The 17,274-nt window shown below is 74.3% G+C and carries 14 protein-coding genes; 5 read left to right on the top strand and 9 right to left on the bottom strand.

The annotated features are described in order from the left end of the window. Positions 1-42: 42 nt before the first annotated feature. Together GLX25_RS06825 and GLX25_RS06820 are read right to left on the bottom strand one after the other, a co-directional pair. The gene (locus GLX25_RS06825) at positions 43-1,035 is read right to left on the bottom strand and encodes an arginase family protein (protein ID WP_155841567.1); all 993 of its coding nucleotides are present in this window, start codon (positions 1,033-1,035) and stop codon (positions 43-45) included. A 41-nt stretch (positions 1,036-1,076) separates the two neighbouring features. Further along, entirely contained in the window at positions 1,077-3,983 is a 2,907-nt protein-coding gene (locus GLX25_RS06820; protein WP_155841566.1) for a cation-translocating P-type ATPase, read from the bottom strand. Between the two features lie 107 nt (positions 3,984-4,090). On the opposite strand from GLX25_RS06820, the gene GLX25_RS06815 reads away from it, so the two are divergent. Continuing rightward, positions 4,091-4,462, top strand: coding sequence for a nuclear transport factor 2 family protein (locus GLX25_RS06815; RefSeq protein WP_155841565.1), 372 nt, complete (start codon positions 4,091-4,093; stop codon positions 4,460-4,462). An 18-nt stretch (positions 4,463-4,480) separates the two neighbouring features. On the opposite strand, the gene GLX25_RS06810 is transcribed toward GLX25_RS06815, so the two are convergent. From GLX25_RS06810 to mobA, 6 genes are all read right to left on the bottom strand, one after another. After that, positions 4,481-4,993 carry an HAD family hydrolase gene (locus GLX25_RS06810; RefSeq protein ID WP_155841564.1) on the bottom strand — a complete coding sequence of 171 codons (513 nt, stop codon included), beginning with the start codon at positions 4,991-4,993 and terminating at the stop codon, positions 4,481-4,483. Further along, the gene (locus GLX25_RS06805) at positions 4,990-5,751 is read right to left on the bottom strand and encodes a GntR family transcriptional regulator (RefSeq protein ID WP_155841563.1); all 762 of its coding nucleotides are present in this window, start codon (positions 5,749-5,751) and stop codon (positions 4,990-4,992) included. The genes GLX25_RS06810 and GLX25_RS06805 overlap by 4 nt, the downstream gene beginning before the upstream one ends. A 111-nt stretch (positions 5,752-5,862) precedes the next feature. After that, positions 5,863-6,294 carry a DUF1801 domain-containing protein gene (locus tag GLX25_RS06800; RefSeq protein WP_155841562.1) on the bottom strand — a complete coding sequence of 144 codons (432 nt, stop codon included), beginning with the start codon at positions 6,292-6,294 and terminating at the stop codon, positions 5,863-5,865. A 91-nt stretch (positions 6,295-6,385) separates the two neighbouring features. Beyond that, the gene (locus tag GLX25_RS06795) at positions 6,386-7,606 is read right to left on the bottom strand and encodes a molybdopterin molybdotransferase MoeA (RefSeq protein WP_166548550.1); all 1,221 of its coding nucleotides are present in this window, start codon (positions 7,604-7,606) and stop codon (positions 6,386-6,388) included. After that, positions 7,603-7,869: a DUF6457 domain-containing protein gene (locus GLX25_RS18320; RefSeq protein ID WP_166548549.1), complete on the bottom strand. Its 267-nt coding sequence runs from the start codon at positions 7,867-7,869 to the stop codon at positions 7,603-7,605. Before GLX25_RS18320 ends, GLX25_RS06795 begins: the two co-directional genes overlap by 4 nt. Beyond that, positions 7,866-8,573 (bottom strand): molybdenum cofactor guanylyltransferase, encoded by a 708-nt coding sequence (gene mobA, locus GLX25_RS06790; protein ID WP_271192575.1) that lies wholly within the window; start codon positions 8,571-8,573, stop codon positions 7,866-7,868. The genes GLX25_RS18320 and mobA overlap by 4 nt, the downstream gene beginning before the upstream one ends. 51 nt (positions 8,574-8,624) lie before the next feature. Here mobA and fdhD point away from each other — a divergent pair, with 51 nt between their 5' ends. Together fdhD and GLX25_RS06780 are read left to right on the top strand one after the other, a co-directional pair. Then, the gene (fdhD, locus tag GLX25_RS06785) at positions 8,625-9,497 is read left to right on the top strand and encodes a formate dehydrogenase accessory sulfurtransferase FdhD (protein ID WP_155841560.1); all 873 of its coding nucleotides are present in this window, start codon (positions 8,625-8,627) and stop codon (positions 9,495-9,497) included. Continuing rightward, positions 9,497-11,824 carry an FdhF/YdeP family oxidoreductase gene (locus GLX25_RS06780; RefSeq protein WP_155841559.1) on the top strand — a complete coding sequence of 776 codons (2,328 nt, stop codon included), beginning with the start codon at positions 9,497-9,499 and terminating at the stop codon, positions 11,822-11,824. The genes fdhD and GLX25_RS06780 overlap by 1 nt, the downstream gene beginning before the upstream one ends. Here the strand turns inward: GLX25_RS06780 and GLX25_RS06775 are convergent. After that, positions 11,817-15,551: an efflux RND transporter permease subunit gene (locus GLX25_RS06775; protein ID WP_155841558.1), complete on the bottom strand. Its 3,735-nt coding sequence runs from the start codon at positions 15,549-15,551 to the stop codon at positions 11,817-11,819. The genes GLX25_RS06780 and GLX25_RS06775 overlap by 8 nt on opposite strands. A 132-nt stretch (positions 15,552-15,683) precedes the next feature. Here GLX25_RS06775 and GLX25_RS06770 point away from each other — a divergent pair, with 132 nt between their 5' ends. Together GLX25_RS06770 and GLX25_RS06765 are read left to right on the top strand one after the other, a co-directional pair. After that, positions 15,684-16,751 carry a hypothetical protein gene (locus GLX25_RS06770; RefSeq protein ID WP_155841557.1) on the top strand — a complete coding sequence of 356 codons (1,068 nt, stop codon included), beginning with the start codon at positions 15,684-15,686 and terminating at the stop codon, positions 16,749-16,751. Positions 16,752-16,840: 89 nt separating this feature from the next. Further along, a partial coding sequence (locus GLX25_RS06765) for a chaplin family protein (RefSeq protein WP_155841556.1) occupies positions 16,841-17,274 on the top strand: 434 nt, incomplete at its 3' end.

Below are 17,274 nucleotides of genomic sequence, written 5' to 3'. Positions count from 1 at the left end.
ACCCGGATCGGACACGCTCGCACCGCCGCACGTAAGGTGGTGCTACGCCGGGTCGACCACCGGCTCCGCGGGTCCGGGCACGAGTCGCAACGCGACCCCGGCGGCGAACTCGAGCACGCAGAGCGCCGCGAGGCGCACGGTGCGCCCGTCGGCGGCGTCGGCGGTCGCGTCGATCTCGACGAGGTCGGCGCTGCGCACGCGGGGGTCGGATGCCGCGGCGCGGACGAGCGCGCGGAGCTCCCACGCCGCGAGTCCCCCGGGCACCGAGGCGGGGCAGGCGGGCACGACCGAGCGGTCGCACGCATCGACGTCGACGTCGAGGTGGACCGGTCCGCCGGCGGCGCCGGCGATCTCGAGCGCCTCGGCCATCGCGAGGTGCGGCACGCGGTGGTGCAGCTCGTTGCGGTGCATGACCGTGATCCCGAGGTCGGTGGCGCGCCGCGCGTAGGCGGCCGAGTTCGCGAAGTCCTGGATGCCGATCTGCACGATTCGGCTCGGGTCGAGTCCCGCCTCGATCAGCCGGCGCACGGGCGAGCCGTTCGAGACGCCGTCGCGCAGGTCGTAGTGCGCGTCGATCGTGACGAGCCCGGCCGTCGCGAGGTCGGAGCCCCACGCCCCGAGCGCGGTCGCGACGGTGACCGAGTTGTCGCCGCCGAGCGCGAGGAGCGCCTCCGACCGCGCGAGCAGCTCGCCGACGCGGGCGCGCGTGCGCGCCTCCCCCGCCCCTCCGTCGGGCTCCTCGATGTCGCCGGCGTCGACGAGGTCGAGCTCGCCCAGGTCCATCCCGTCGGCGAGCGGCGAGGAGAACGGGTCACGCGAGCGATCGGGCACGAGCGCCGGGCTGTAGCGCCGCAGCGCGGCGCGGATCGCCGCCGGCGTCGCGTGCGCCGCGGTGGGGGACAGCGAGGTGCGCCACGCGGGGACGCCGAGGATCGCGAGCGCGGCGCGCGCGCCATCCGCCATCGCCTCGAACGACGGCCAGTCGCCGGCACGCGGCCAGAGCGGATCGTGCGACAGTGCGGCGGGCTCGGTCATACTGCCGACGATAGCGACGACGGATGCCGCGGGCCCACGGGTCAGCGCGGCCGCGTGTCTGCGATCCCGGACGCCGGTGCTCCGACGCTCGGACCCGTCGCCCCGGGGCCCGTGGTGCGCGCCGCGCGTCGGCGCGCGACCGCGCGGATGCCGAGCTTGCGCAGCTCCTCGACCCAGAGCACCGACGACGCCATCGCGACGCAGACCGCCCAGTGCGCGGCATCCAGCGACGTCGTGCCGAAGGCGACCTGCAACGGCGCCCACGACACCACGGCGACCTGCAGCGCCACGGCGAGCGCGACCGCGCCCCACAGCCAGCGGTTCGCGAAGACCGACCGGAACGCGCTCGAGGTCGCCGACCTCGCGTTGAACGCGGTGAACAGCCCCGCGAACACGAGCGTCGTGAACCCGGCCGTGCGCGCGGTCTCGAACGTGTCGGTGCCGCCCGGGATCAGCCCCTCCGGCAGGAAGGCGTCCATCGTGAGCAGCGTCGCGACGGCGATCACGATGCCCGTCGTGGCGATGCCGATCCACATGCCGAGGTCGATCGCGCGGTCGTGCAGGCCGCGCGGCGGCCGCGCCATGACGTCGTCGACCTCCGGGTCGACGCCCATCGCGAGCGCCGGGCCCGAGTCGGTGACGAGGTTGATCCAGAGGATCTGGGTCGCGAGGAGCGGCAGCACCACGGCCTCGTCGGAGGCCCCGGCGAAGCCGAGCGCCCCGGCGAACACGACGCCGAGGAACACCGTGAGCACCTCGCCCATGTTCGAGTAGAGGAGGTAGCGCAGGAACTTCCGGATGTTGTCGAAGATCACCCGGCCCTCGCGGACCGCGTGCACGATCGTCGCGAAGTCGTCGTCGGCGAGCACCATCTTCGCCGCCTCCTTCGTGACCTCGGTGCCCGTGATGCCCATCGCGATGCCGATGTCGGCCGACTTCAGCGCGGGCGCGTCGTTCACGCCGTCGCCGGTCATCGCGACGACGAGGCCCTCGGCCTGGAGCGCGTCGACGATGCGGAGCTTGTGCTCGGGCGCGACGCGCGCGAACACCGACACCGTCCGCACTGCGTCGCGGAGCTGCCTGTCGTCCATGCCGTCGAGGCGCGCGCCGGGGAGGGCGATCCCGTCCTCGCCGATGATGCCGAGGTCGCGCGCGATGCGCGCAGCGGTCGCCGGGTGGTCCCCCGTGATCATGACGACGCGGATGCCGGCGGCGCGCGCCTCGGCGATCGCGGGTCGCACCTCGGGGCGCGGCGGGTCGATGATGCCCACGACGCCCGCGTAGACGAGGTCCTCCTCGGCGATCTCGTCGGGCCCCGCGGCATCCGCCTGCAGCGGGTCGCCGGGCGGGCGGCCCGCGAGTTCCGGCGCCGGCCGGTACGCGACCGCGAGCGTGCGGAACGCCTCCTCCGAGAGCGCCTCGATCTCGGCGAGCGCGTGGGCGCGCCGAACGGGGTCGAGCGGCACGATGCGGTCGCCGACCTGCAGGCGCGTGCAGTGCTGGAGCAGCACGTCGGGCGCCCCCTTGCTGAGCACGACGACGTCGCCGCCCTCGTGCCGGTGCGCGGTCGACATCATCTTGCGCTCGGAGCTGAACGGCACCTCGCCCACGCGGCCGTACCGGGCCGCCTCCTCGGCCGCGCCCTCGACCTTCCGGGCCGCGACGAGGAAGGCCGCCTCGGTCGGGTCGCCCTCGATCTCCCACACCCCGTCGTGCTCGGCGAGCTGCGCGTCGTTGACGAGCGACCCGGCGCCGAGGACGAGCTGCGCCTCGGCGCGGAGCGGCCCGTCGCCGAGCTCCCGCCCCTTCGAGGTCGCGGCGCCCACCGGCGCGTAGCCGACGCCGCCGAGGTCGACGACGCCCGAGGCCGTGACGATCCGCTGGATCGTCATCTGGTTGGTGGTCAGCGTGCCCGTCTTGTCGGTGCAGATGACGGAGGCCGACCCGAGCGTCTCGACGCTCGAGAGCTTCTTGACGACGGCGTTCCGGCGCGCCATCCGCTGCACGCCGAGCGCGAGCACGAGCGACATGATCGCCGGGAGCCCCTCGGGCACGGCCGCGACCGCGAGCGAGACCCCGAGCAGCAGCACCGTCACGAACCCGGAGGGGGTGTCGACGCCCTGGACGATCGTCACGGTGAGCATCACGACGATCGCGATCGCGACGACGATGCGGCCGAGCATGCGACCGAGGTGCGCGACCTCCACCTGCAGCGGCGTGGGCTCCTCGACCGTCTCGTCGAGCATGGTCGCGATCGCGCCCATCTCGGTCGCCATGCCCGTCTCGGTCACGATCGCCCGCCCGGTGCCGCGGCTGACCGCGGTGCCGGCGAACACCATGTCGTGACGGTCGCCGAGCGGCACCCGGCGGTCGAGCGTCGCCGGGTCCTTCTCGACGGGCAGGCTCTCGCCGGTGAGGGATGCCTCCGCGACGCGCAGCGCGTTCGCGCGCACGAGCCGCGCGTCCGCCCCGACCCGGTCGCCCTCGGCGAGCGCGAGCACGTCGCCGGGCACGAGCTCGTCGCTCGTCACCGTGCGGAGCTCGCCGTCGCGCAGCACCGTCGAGTGCGCGCGGGTCATCACGGCGAGCGCCGCGACCGCCTTCTCGGCCCGCGACTCCTGCACGAGCCCGAGCACGGCGTTCAGCACGATGATCGCGAGGATCACGAGCGCGTCGATCGGCCAGCCGTGCGCCCCCTCGACGAGCCAGGCGACGACCGACACCACGACCGCCGCGAGGAGCAGCACGATGAGCGGGTCGGCGAGCTGCGCGACGACGCGGCGCCAGAACGGCACCCGGCTGGCCGGCCGGAGCTCGTTCGCGCCGTGCGCCTGCAGCCGCGCCTCGGCCTCCGACGCGTCGAGCCCGGTGTCGGGGTCGACGCCCAGGCGACCGGCGACCTCGGCCGGGTCCTCGCACGCGGGGTCGAAGTCGCGGGGGGTCGCCATGGCTCCATCGTGTGCCCGCCCGCGAGCGGGGCGCAACGGCCGAACGACCCTCCGCCCGGATCACCCGTCCGGAACCGGGCGCGCGGTCGACGGCGTAGGCTCGCGGCATGGAAGACGAGTCCATCGCCGTGCTCGTGACCGGAGCCGAACGCCGACTGCTCGAGCCCGAGACCCGGCGCGACCCCACGGCGCTCGAGGACCTGCTCCACGAGTCCTTCCGCGAGATCGGCCGCAGCGGGCGGCTGTGGACGCGGGACGAGCTCATCGACGTGATGACCGGGCCCGACGCGGTCGACGTGCAGTCGGCCGTCGTCACCGGCGAGCACGTCGAGCTCGTGGCATCCGACCTCGCGCTGCTGACCTACACGCTCGACGCCGACGGCATGCGGAGTCGTCGGAGCTCGCTCTGGCGGATCGCCGGCGACCGGCCGCGGATGCTGTTCCACCAGGGCACGCCCCTCGGGCCGCACGTGGGCTGAGGACGGGCGCCCCTCGGCTCAGCGCGTCGGAGCCGCGGGCACCGCGAGTGCGACGAGGTCGTTGACGTCGCTGAGGATCGCGTCGTGCAGCACCGACGCGAGCTCGGGCCGACGGGCGGCGCCGCTCAGCACGCCGACGACCCACCCGGCCCCGGCCGAGCGACCCGCCTCGAGCATCGCGATCGAGTCGCCGGCGACGAGCACCTGGCGCACGTCGAGCGTGCCGGCGAGCTCCATGGCGTGGTGCACGACGAAGGGCGCGGGCGGGGCGGATGCCACGTCGTCGACGGCCACGACGCCGTCGACGGCGCGCGGCGCGCGCAGGTCGTCCGCCACCGACCAGCCGAGACGCGCGAGCGCGTCGACGGCATCCTGGTGCCGCCCCTCGCACACGAGGACGACGCGGACGCCCCGGCGACGCAGCTCGGCGAGCGTCGACTCGACGCCCTTGACGAGCAGCGGCGGCGCCGCGGCATCCGTCGACCGCCGGACCACCGCACCCTCGAACGCCAGCACGGCCAGCGTGATCATCGAACCGCCTCGGCGGGGTGCGATCGCGTGAGCGGCGTGCGGCGGTCGACCTCGTTCTCGATCGTGAAGGTCGCGAGCTCGGGGCGGTACCGGTCGTCGGCGTAGGCGAGGGGCCGGCGGGCGGAGTCGAAGGTGATCCGGCGCTCGCGGAGGAGCGGGCTGCCGGCGCCGACCTCGAGCACCTCGGAGTCGAGGGGGTTGGCGGCGACCGCGTCGATCGTGTGCCGTGCACGCCGCAGGTCGACGCCGCGCGAGACGAGGTGCGCGTGCAGCGACCCGCGATCGCAGTCGAGGTCGTCGAGCAGCGCGCCGATCTCGGGCGGGAACGAGCTGCGCTCGACCATGGTCGGCACGCCGTCGAGCAACCGCAGGCGGACGACCTGCGTGACCGTCGCCCCCTCGTCGAGCCCGAGGAAGCCCGCGACGGTCGACGGGGCGGGCCGGGTGCCCGCCTCGAGGGTCCGCTGCCCCGGCTCGCGGCCGATCGCCCGCGCCCACTCGGTGAACGAGGTGAACGTCGAGAACGGCTGCGTGGGCACGACGCGTCCGACGAGCGGCGGACGGCCGCGGCCGCCGACGACGTACCCCTCCTCGCGCAGCACGGCGAGCGCGCGGCGCACCGGACCACGGCTCGTCCCGAACTCGCGGCACAGCGCCGCCTCGCTCGGCAGTCGCATGCCCGCGGACCAGTCGCCGCGTCCGATGCGCTCGCGCAGGGTGTCGTGCACCCGCTCGTGGAGCGGCACCTCGGTGGACATGCATCCGACCGTACGGAGTCGGCCCATGCGGCCGGGTGGGCACGATGCGACGGGAGGGTGAAGCTTCGGTGAACCGCGGGCGAACTGGGGCGGCGGCCGACCGGGCCGGCCTCACCGCGCGTCGGGCGTGAGCTCCTTCGCGCGGCGGAGGACTCGGACGAACGCGTCGAGGTCGAGCCGATCGAGGCTCGGAATCGCGATCGCGGCGGAGCCGACCTTCACGCGCCCGAGTTCCGACGCGTGCCGCTGGACCAGGTAGGCGCCGTCTTCCGCGGCGTTCACGTACACGCTCACGTGCTTCGCCTGGTCGGCGAGCCCGACGAGGAACCAGTCGACCGATCCGCCCTTGGGGCGGGGTTGGGTGATCGCACCGTAGCCGATGATCTCCTGCTCGGTGCCGCCCCAGAACACGCCCTGCCACAGCACGCGCTCGAGCCCGGCGAACTCGGCGCCGATGATGCGGTCGAGCTCGCGCATGGCGTCGGCCCGGTCGCCCTCGAGCGCCGCCAGGAATTCGTCGACGTCGCGATCGGTGCGTTCCATGCCCCGATCATCGCACTCGGCGCCGACACGTGGGCGGGCCACCCGTATCCCGCAGCGCAAGGGGCGGGCCGGAATGTCGTCGGCGAGGTCCTCAGCCCGACCAGGGCAGGGGCAGCGCCTCGACGGACCCGCCCTCCGCGACGCCGGCCGGGGGGACCACGAGCACCACGTCGGCCGCGGCCAGGCCGCGGAGCATCCCGGAACCGAGGTGCGCGGCCGGGGTCGCCGCCCCGCCGACGACGGTCGCGGGCACGAGGCCGGTGGAGTGCGCGCGGCCGGGCAACGCGCGTGCCGCGGCGACCGTCCGGGAGGCGGCCGCGGTCCCGGTCCACGCGGACAGGAGCGGCGCGCCGAGCGCGACGAGGCCGAGCAGTGCGGCGAGGGGGTTGCCCGGCAGGCCGAGCACGAGGCGACCGCCGGCGCCGGGAAGCCGGGCGAGCAGCGTCGGCCCGCCCGGCCGCGCCGCGAGGCCGGGCACGACGAGGTCGGCGCCCTCGGCGGCGAGCGCGGTGCGGACGTGGTCGGCGCTCGAGCGGCCCGTGCCGCCGGTCGTCACGACGAGGTCGACGTCGTCGGCCGTGAGTGCGACCCGGGTCGCCGAGTCATCGTCGCCGACGCGGTGGATGGCGACGACCTCGGCGCCGAGCGCGCGCAGTGCGGCCGGGATGGCCACGCGGAAGCTGTCGCGCACCTCCCCGGACGCGGGCACGCCGGACTCGACGACCTCGTCGCCCGTGAGGATCAGCGCCACGCGCGGCCGACGCCGCACGGCGAGGTCGTCGGCGCCGGTCGCCGCGGCGAGCGCGATGCGCGGCGGCGTGAGGATGACCCCGGCGTCGAGCAGGCGATCGCCGATCGCCGCCTCGGCGCCGGCCGGCCGGATGTGCCGCCGACCCTCGACGTCGTGCCGTCCGGTCTCGCCGATGGGTTCGAGGATGTCGCCGTCGACCCGCCCGGCCTCGACCCGGAGCACGGCCTCGGCACCGGGTGGCACCGGCGCGCCCGTCACGATCGCGACGGCCTCGCCTGGCTCGAGCCGGGCCGGTGACGCGGCGGCCAGAACGCCGGCGGCGGATGCCGGACGCGCGGCATCGTCAGCGACGTCCGCACGCAGCCGCCACGGCGGCGCACCGCACACCGCCCAGCCGTCCATCGCCGCCGAGGCGAAATGCGGCAGGGGGATGGCGGTCACGAGCGGCTCCGCGAGCACGCGACCGAGCGCCTCCGCGAGCGGCACGCGCTCGGTGGACGGCGCGGGCGCGGCCGAGCGCGCGAGGGCGCGCGCTTCGCCCCACGCGACGGGCCTGCTCACGAGCCGGCGAGCCGGCGTGCCCGCTCCAGCGCGTCGGCCGCGGCGGCATCCGGATCGGCACCCGCGGCCGCAGCGAGGCCGGCGGCGTAGCCCGCGAGGTACGTCGTCACGGGGGCGGCGGGCCGGACCACCGCGTGCGCGGCCACGCCGGCGACGCCGAGCACGAGGTCGAGGTCGAGCGGGGCGCCGGCGATGTCGAGCTCGGCGCGCACGCGGTCGGCCCAGTCGGCCAGCACCCGGTGCAGGTCGTCCTGGTCGCTCATGTCGATGCTCCTTCCGTCGTGGGGCCCGGCGCGGCGCCGGTCGCGCTGCGCGACCCGTCACCCGTGCCGTCGGCCTCGCCGGCCGTCGCGCCGACGGCGCGTGCGTCGGCCCACGTGTCCACGTCCATCGTCGCCCGTCCGGGCAGCGCGACGTCGACGAGACGCAACGCGGCGACCAATCGGCGCATCGACGCGCCCTCGAGCCGGCCGGCCGCGGCGATCGCGTCATCGAGCGCAGCGCGTCGGACGACGGCGGTCAGGTACTGCGCCCGCCCGGTCTCGTCGACGATCATCGCGCCATCCGCACGGGCGGCATCCGCCCCCACGAACGCCGCGAGCAGCGGCGGGATCGCCTCGGCGACGAACGGGAGGTCGCCCGCGAGGAGCAGCACGGCGTCGGCGGCGGCATCCCCGGCGGCGGCATCCTCCCCCGCGACGCCGGGCCGCGGCGGCAGCGCGGCCACGCCCGCCGCGACCCCAGCCGCCGGGCCCGAGAACGGCGGCTCCTCGCGCACCACGACCACATCGCCGGGCAGTTCGGTGGCGCCGGCGTCGCCGACGACCACGCGATGACGCGCCATCCCGGCCGCGGCCACGACGCGCTCGAGCAGGGTCGTCCCGTCGACGCGCAGGTCTCCCTTGGCGATGCCGCCGAGCCGCTCGGCGCGACCGCCCATGAGGATCACCGCATCGACCTCGCCCACTCGTTCACTGTAGATCGCGCGGCGCGCAGGGCGGCGTGATAGGCAGGGAGCATGGGCAGGATCACCGCGAGGACGCGGGTCGCACGGATCACCGTCGGGGGCGCGACCTCGCGCCGGGAGGACCATCTCGCGGTCGAGGAACCGCTCGAGATCCGGGTCGGCGGGCGCCGGCTCGCCGTCACGATGCGCACGCCGGGCCACGACGTCGACCTCGCCACGGGCTTCCTCGTCTCCGAGGGCGTCGTCGCGCGAGGCGACCAGGTCGCGGCCGCGATCCACTGCGGCGCGCCGGGCGAGAACACGTACAACGTGCTCGACGTCGGCCTCGCACCGGGCGTGCCGGCACCGGATGCCTCGACCGAGCGGAACTTCACCGTGACGAGCTCGTGCGGCGTGTGCGGCAAGGCGAGCATCGACGCCGTCCGGACGCGTTCGGCCTACGACGTCACTGGCGACGACCTTCGGCTCGATCCGGCGCTGCTCGTCGGCTTCCCCGACCGGATGCGCGCCGGGCAGGCCGTGTTCGAACGCACCGGGGGCCTGCACGCGGCCGCGCTCTTCGACGGACGCACGGGCGAGCTGCTCGTGCTTCGCGAGGACGTGGGGCGCCACAACGCCGTCGACAAGGTCGTCGGCTGGGCGGCCCGCGAAGGGCTGCTGCCGCTCCGCGGCATGGTCCTCCAGGTCTCGGGTCGGGCGAGCTTCGAGCTCGCGCAGAAGGCGACCATGGCCGGCATCCCGGTGCTCGCGGCCGTGTCGGCGCCGTCGTCGCTCGCGGTCGAGCACGCCGCGGCATCCGGCCTCACCCTCGTCGGGTTCCTGCGCGGCGACTCGATGGTCGTCTACGCGGGCGAGGAGCGCATCGCCGCACCATCCGACGCGGAGGCGCACGCCACCGCCACCGTGCGGGCGGAGGCGAGCTGATGGCGGACCGCGCCGACGGGCGCACGACCGAGCCGTACCCCGACCTCGAGGTCGGGCACCCAAAGGACTGGGCGGTCGGCGTCCCCGGCATCCTGCACTCCATGGAGCCCGCGCTCGCGCGCATGGGTCTCTCGCGCACCGCGCGGCTCGCGCTCGCGATCAACCAGCGGGACGGCTTCGACTGCATGAGCTGCGCGTGGCCCGACCCGAGCCACCGCAACGTGCTCGAGTTCTGCGAGAACGGCATGAAGGCGACGACGTGGGAGGCGACGCCGGTCACCGTGCCCCGCGAGTTCTGGCGCGAGCACTCGCTCACGTCGCTGCAGGGCCGTGACGAGTACTGGCTCGGCCGGCAGGGCCGGCTCGTCGAGCCCGTGCACAAGCGCGCGGGATCCGACCACTACGAGCCGATCGCCTGGGACGACGCGTTCGGGATCATCGCCGACCGGCTGAACGCGCTCGAGACCCCCGACCGCGCCGCGTTCTACACGAGCGGCCGAACGGCGAACGAGACCGCGTTCCTCTACCAGCTCTTCGTCCGCGCCTTCGGCACGAACAACCTCCCCGACTGCTCCAACATGTGCCACGAGTCGACCGGCACGGCCCTCCTCTCCACGATCGGCGTCGGCAAGTCGACCGTGCACTACGACGACTTCGCGAAGGCCGACCTCGTCATCGTCATGGGCCAGAACCCGGGCACGAACCATCCGCGCATGCTCACCGCCCTCGAGGAGACCAAGCGGGCGGGCGGGCGCGTGGTGAGCGTGAACGTGCTGCCCGAGGCGGGACTCATCCGCTACCGGAACCCGCAGAAGGTGCGCGGCCTCCTCGGGAAGGGCACGGCGATCGCCGACCGCTTCCTCCAGATCCGCTCGGGCGGCGACATGGCCCTGCTGCAGGCCGTCTCCAGGCGCGTGCTCGACGCCGAGGACGCCGCGCCGGGCACGGTGCTCGACCACGACTTCCTCGACCGGCACACGATGGGGCTCGAGGCGTTCCGCGCGCACCTCGCCGACCTCGACGAGGCGACCGTGCTCGCGGCGACCGGCCTCGACCCCGACGAGATCGACGCGCTCGCGGCCGACTACCTCGCCGCTGACCGCGTGATCATCACGTGGGCCATGGGCCTCACCCAGCAGCGGAAGGCCGTCGCGACCATCCGCGAGATCGTGAACCTCCTGCTGCTGCGCGGCAACATCGGCAGGCCCGGAGCCGGCGCGTCGCCCATCCGCGGCCACAGCAACGTGCAGGGCGACCGCACGATGGGCATCTGGGAGAAGATGCCCGAGCGGTTCCTCGCCGCGCTCGAGGCCGAGTTCGGCTTCCCGGTGCCGCGCGAGGAGGGCGCCGACTCGCTGCAGACCGTGCAGGGCTTGCAGCGCGGCGACCTCGACGTGTTCGTCGCGATGGGCGGCAACTTCGTCGGCGCGATCTCCGACACGGATGCCGCGGAGCGGGCCATGCGCGGCGCGAAGCTCACGGTCCAGGTCTCGACCAAGCTCAACCGGTCCCACGTCGTCACGGGCGAGGAGGCGATCATCCTGCCGACCCTCGGCCGGACGGAGATCGACCTCCAGGACGGCCGTCCCCAGTTCGTGTCGGTCGAGGACAGCGTGTGCGCCGTGCACGCGAGCCACGGCGCCATCCCGCCCGTCGCCCACGGCCTGCTCTCGGAGGTCGCGATCGTCTGCCGGCTCGCCGAGGCGACGCTCGGCGGCCGCCACGGCATCCCGTGGCGCGAGTTCGAGCGCGACTACGACCTGATCCGCGATCGCATCGCACGCGTCGTGCCCGGGTTCGAGTCGTTCAACGACGACGTGCGGCGGAAGGGCGGGTTCGTGCTGCCGAACGGCCCGCGCGACGCGCGCCGCTTCGACACCCCGACCGGGCGCGCGATGATCACCGTCAACGAACTCGAGCACCTCGAGCGGCCCGAGGGCCGGCTGATCCTCCAGACGCTGCGCTCGCACGACCAGTTCAACACGACGATCTACAGCCTGAACGACCGCTATCGCGGCATCCGGAAGGGCCGGGACGTCGTGTTCGTGCACCCGGACGATCTCACCGAGCTCGGACTCGTCGACGGCCAGCGCGTCGACGTCGTGAGCGAGTGGCCGGGCGAGCCGGACCGGCGCATGCCGAACCAGCGGGTCGTCGCCTACCCGACGGCGCGCGGCTGCGCCGCCGCGTACTTCCCGGAGGCCAACGTGCTCGTGCCGCTCGCGAGCGCCGCCGAGGAGAGCAACACCCCGGTCTCGAAGGCGGTCATCGTGCGGCTCGAGGCGGTGGGGCCGGAGCCGGCCCCACCCCGCGCGCCCGTCAGCTGACGGGCTTCGGACCCGGGTCGCCCTCGTCGCCGTCCCGATCGGCGTCACCGGGCTCGGTGTCGCCGTCAGCGGCGTCGCCGTCTGCGGCGTCGCCGTCTGCGGCGTCGTCGTCCGATGAGGCGTCCGCGGAGGCGGCGTCGCCGTCCGAGGAATCGCCGCCGCCGTCGGCCTCGGCGACGGCCCCCGGCGCCGTGCCCGCCATCGCCGTCGCCAGCTCGGCCTCCTGCGCCGCGGCGGCCGCCCTGGCGGCCCGCTTCTCGCGCCGCCGCTCTCGCCCGCCCTCGACGAGGTCGTACAGCGAGGGCAGCACGAGCAGTGTCAGCACGGTCGACGACAGCAGGCCGCCGATCACGACGAGCGCCAGCGGCTGCGAGATGAACCCGCCGCTGCCCGTGATGCCGAGCGCGAGCGGCAGCAGCGCGAAGATCGTCGCGAGCGCGGTCATCAGGATGGGTCGGAGACGTCTCGAGGCACCGTGCAGCAGCGCGTCGCGCACGGTCATGCCCCGGTCGCGGTACTGGTTCACGAGGTCGATGAGCACGATCGCGTTGGTGACGACGATGCCGACGAGCATGAGCACGCCGACGAGCGACGCGACGCCGAGCGGGATGCCCGTGACGACCTGCAGCAGGATCGCGCCCGTCGCCGCGAACGGCACCGACACGAGCAGCAGCAGGGGCTGCAGCAGCGACCTGAACGTCGCGACCATCACCACGTAGACGATCAGGATCGCCGCGAGGAGGGCCAGCCCGAGCTGCGAGAACGACTCCTGCTGGTCCGCCGTGACGCCGCCGAGCGAGGCCGACGTGCCGTCGGGGAGGTCGACCGCGGCGACCGCGCCCTGGACGTCGGCGCTCGCGGTGCCGAGGTCGTCGCCCGCGGGGGTCGCGGCCACGGTCGCGCTGCGCAGTCCCTGCACCGTGGTGACGGATGCCGGTCCCTCGACCTGCTCGACCGTGGCGAGCTCGTCGAGGCGCACCGTGCCGGTGGGCGTGGGCACCTCGAGCGCCCGCAGCGCGTCGAGGGAGGCCGGCGGCTCGTCGGACGCGAGATAGATCGTGAGGGTCTGCTCGTCGATCACGATCGACCCGGCCGACTGCGGCTGCATGGCGGCCGACACGACCGTGCCCAGCGCGACCTCGGAGTAGCCGGCCTCGGCGGCCGCGGCGCGGTCGACCTCGATCGCGACGTACGGCTGCGACGCCTCGAGGTTCGACGTGACCTGCGTGAGGGAATCGAGGCCCGAGAGCTCCTCGACCACCGCGTCGGTCGCGGCGCGCAGGTCCGTCTCGTTCGCGGCGGTGATGTCGACCTCGATGTCGCTCGACGCGCCGAACCCGCTCTGCGCGGCGAGCGTGATCTCGCCGACGTCCTCGAGGTCGGCGAGCTCGGCCCGCACCTCCTCCTGGAGCGCGAGCTGGTCGGCGTCCTCGTCGGTCGTGACGTTGTAGGCGACGGTGGTCCCGCCGCCGCCGAACGCGGCGAGCGCGCCGCCGCCGGTCGAGGTGCCGATCGAGGCCTGCACCGTCTCGACGCCCTCGACCCCGCGGATGGCCTCCTCGACCGGCTCGGACGCGGCGGCCATGTACTCCAGGCTCGAGCCGACGGGGAGCTCCTGCGTCACGCGGAACGTGTTCTGCCCGCTGTCGCCGAGGAAGTTCGTCTTCATGAACGGCGCGAGCGCGACGGTGCCGCCCAGGATGAGCACCGCGACGATGATCGTCACCGCGGAGTGCCTCAGCGTCCACGAGAGGATCGGCAGGAAGCCCTTCTGCAGGCGCGACGGGTGCTCCAGCTCGTCCTGCGGGCGGCCTGCGCCGGCCGAGGGGGAGGCGGCGGGAGGCGCGTCCGCGACCGCGACGGCGACCGGAGCGGCGGGCGCCTCCGGCGTCGACCCGAGCCCGGTCGCCCCGTCGGCGTCGCGGAGCTCGGGCGCGAGCCAGACGTCGTCACCGGACAGCGACGACGGCGCGGCGGGCGTCGCCTGCGCGGGCGCGGCCGTCGCGGGTGCGGGCGCGACCTGCACCTCGTCGACGAAGGCGGCCTCGGCCGCGGCATCCGCTTCGGTCTGGCCCTTTCGCGGCTTCGCGGGCTTCAGGAACCAGTACGCGAGCACGGGCACGATCGTCAGCGACACGAGGAGCGACGCGAGCAGCGCGATCGTGACGGTGAGCGAGAACGGCCGGAACAGCTCGCCCGTGACGCCCTCGACGAGGGCGATCGGGAGGAACACCGCGACCGTCGTGATCGTCGACGCGGTGATCGCGCCGGCCACCTCGCGTACCGCGTGCACGATGGTCGACGCCTTGTCGACGCCCGCGACGAGGTGGCGCTTGATGTTCTCGATGACGACGATCGAGTCGTCGACGACGCGCCCGACGGAGATCGTGAGCGCGCCCAGGGTGAGGATGTTCAGGGTGTAGTCGGCGGCCTGCAGGCCGATGAACGTGATGAGCACCGACGTCGGGATCGAGATCGCGGTCACGAGCGTCGCCCGCACCGACATCAGGAACACGAGGATCACGAGCACGGCGAAGACCAGGCCGAGGAGGCCCTCGACGGCGAGGGACTCGATCGAGTGCTCGATGTACGGCGCCTGGTCGAACACAACGGTGAACTCGGTGCCGGGGTTCGTCGTGTCGAGCGATGCCTGCAGGTCGGGCAGCGCCGCGGCGACCGCGTTCGAGACCTCGACGGTGTTCGCCGACGGCAGCTTGGTGATGGAGATCGCGAGCGCGGGCTCGCCGTTCACGCGCGAGATGCTGGTCTCGGGGTTCTCGGTGAGCTCGACGGATGCCACGTCGCCGATCGTGAGGGCCACGGGCACGGCGACCGTGCCCGTCGTGCCGTCCGCCCCGGGGATCGGGGTCGTGCCGTCGGTTCCGAGGTCCGTGCCATCCGTTCCGGTGTCGGTGCCGTCGGGCAGCGCCCCGTCGGGCACCGTGCCGTCGGGCAGCGTCTCGCCGGGCACCGGCTGCTGCTCGGTCGCACCGATGAGGGGCAGCGCGCTCACGTCGTCGACGCTGCCGAGTCGCGTGCCGGCCTGAACGGCGAAGGTCGAGTCGCCCTCGGTGATCTCGCCCGCGGGCAGCAGCACGCCGTTCTGCTGGAGCGCATCGCGGATCGCCTGCGTCGTGAGCCCGTAGCGGGCGAGTTCCTCGACGTCGGGCGTGATCACGACGCGCTGACCGCGGTCGCCGACGAGCGTCGCGTCGCGCACGCCGTCGATGTCGCGCAGCTCCGGCAGCGTCGTGCGCGTGATCTCGTCGGAGAGCGTCGTCGGGTCGTCGGCCCCGGTCACGGCGACCGCGAGCACCGGCAGGTCGTCGAAGCTGAACGCGACGACCTGCGGGTCGACGTCGTCGGGCAGGGTCGGCGCGATGCGGTTCACCGACGAGAGCAGCTTCTGCTCGGCGAAGGCGAGGTCGGTGCCGAAGGTGAAGCTCGCGACGACGCGCGACACGCCCGTCGAGCTCGTGGTCGAGGTGGACTCGAGCCCGGTGATGCCCTGGATCGCCGTCTCGATCGGGGTCGAGACGTCCGCGTTGACGATGTCGGGCGACGCGCCCGGGTAGGCCGTGATGATCGACAGCTGGGGCAGCTGGATCGACGGTGCCAGCTCCTGCTTCAGCCCGTTCAGCGCGATGCCGCCGAAGATCGCGACGACGACGGTGACGAGCGCGATGAGTGCGCGGTTGCGCATGCTGAGCTTCGCGAGGAGGGACATGGGTTCGATTCTCGCAGCGGACGGGGGCGTCCGGATAACGGGAACCTGTGAAGCGCGCCGCCCGAGGGGTGGACCCCTGACCCCCATCCGGGGTATGGTCCGAACCACGACGCCTGTCCGAGACGCCTGGGGGTGCGGATGCGAACGGCCGCGGTGGACCGCACGGCTCCGCTCGTGCGCGCCCTCCTGCTCGGCACCGGACTCGCCGCCGCCTGGATCGTCGTGAGCCTCGTCGCGTCGCCGTCGAGCGCCTCCGCCGACGATCGGCCGAACGGCCTCCTCGGCACCGTGGGCTCGGTCGTCGGCGTCGTCGACGGCACGGTCGACGGCGTCGTCGAGCAGGTCGTCGACCCGGTGCTCGAGCCCGTCGCAGCGACGGTCGACACCGTGACGAACACCGTGACGGATGCCGCGCCCGCGCCGCCCGCGCCGGTCGCGCCGGTCGTCGAGCAGGCGGCCGAGCCGGTCGAGACGCTCGTGCCCGCCGTCGGCGGCGCGGTCGACACGGTCGACGACACGGTCGCGGAGGTGGCCGCTGAGGCCGGTTCGCTCGTGTCCGACATCGCCGGCGACGCCCCGGTCGGCACGATCACGGCCCCGGTCGTCGGCACGCTCGACGGCGTCGTCGGATCGCTGCCGGTGGTCGGCTCGCTCCTCGGCGACGACGCGCTGGGCGGCGTGCTCGGCCCGGTCGTGGGCGCCGTCGACGACACGCTCGACGTGGTGATCGGCGACCTCGGACCGCTGCCCGACGACGGGCTCGTGCCGTCGCTGCCGTTGCCCGGCGACCCCGAGAGCCCGATCGCGGTGGTCCCGCCGATCGGCACCGGTGATCCGACCGGAGCGGATGCCGCGTCCGTGCGCCCCGAGGACGACCTCGGGCCGCGGGCCACCGTCGACGGAGGCGCCGCCGAGCCGAGCCTCGTGACATCCGCTGCCGCCACGGACCTCGGACCCCCGGGAGACCCGCCCGGCACGCTCGCACCCGCGAATGCGCCCCGCGGCGCCGAGGCGCCGCTCGGATCGGGCGCGCCCGCGAGCGGCAGCAGCGCCTCCGGTTCCGGTTCCGGAACCGCCTCCGGCTCCGACGCGGGACTCGGCTCAATCGAACTCGACGCGCTCGCGTCGCTCGTGCTCTCCGCGGTCGACGACGCGCTGCCGTCGTCGCCGGTCTACGAGACCGACACCACCCCTGACTGACGGGTGCCGTCCCGCCTGCCCGCAGGCGGACACGGTCGCCGCTCGCGCTCGCGAGCGGAATCACACCCAACCAGTCAGGAGCATTCACCATGCAGAAGTACGTCTCGAGGGCGCTCACCGCGGCCCTCTTCACCGGGGGGCTCATGCTCCTCGGCGCCGGTGTGGCGCACGCCACCGAAACGTCCGGGGAGGACGGCCTCCTCTCCGGCACCCAGGTCGGGATCTCGATCGACCTGCCGGTCACCATCGCCGGCAACGCCCTGTCGGTCATCGGCGATTCCGAGTCGACGGATGCCACGACCGAGGTCGTGACGGATGACGCGGCCTCCTCGGAGCCCGTCGCCGTGACCTCGGGCGAGGGCGGCATCGGCTCGGGCAGCCAGGCGATCGTCGACGTGTCGGCGCCGATCACGATCGGCGGCAACGCCGTCTCGGTCATCGGCGACTCCCACTCGGAGGACGCCACCACCGAGGTCACGACCGGGTCGGGCTCCGGCTCGGGTGACGCCTGGACCACCGGCGA

This window comes from Agromyces luteolus (assembly GCF_009729855.1).
GTDB lineage: Bacteria > Actinomycetota > Actinomycetes > Actinomycetales > Microbacteriaceae > Agromyces > Agromyces luteolus.
This window is presented reverse-complemented; position numbering and strand designations above follow the sequence as displayed.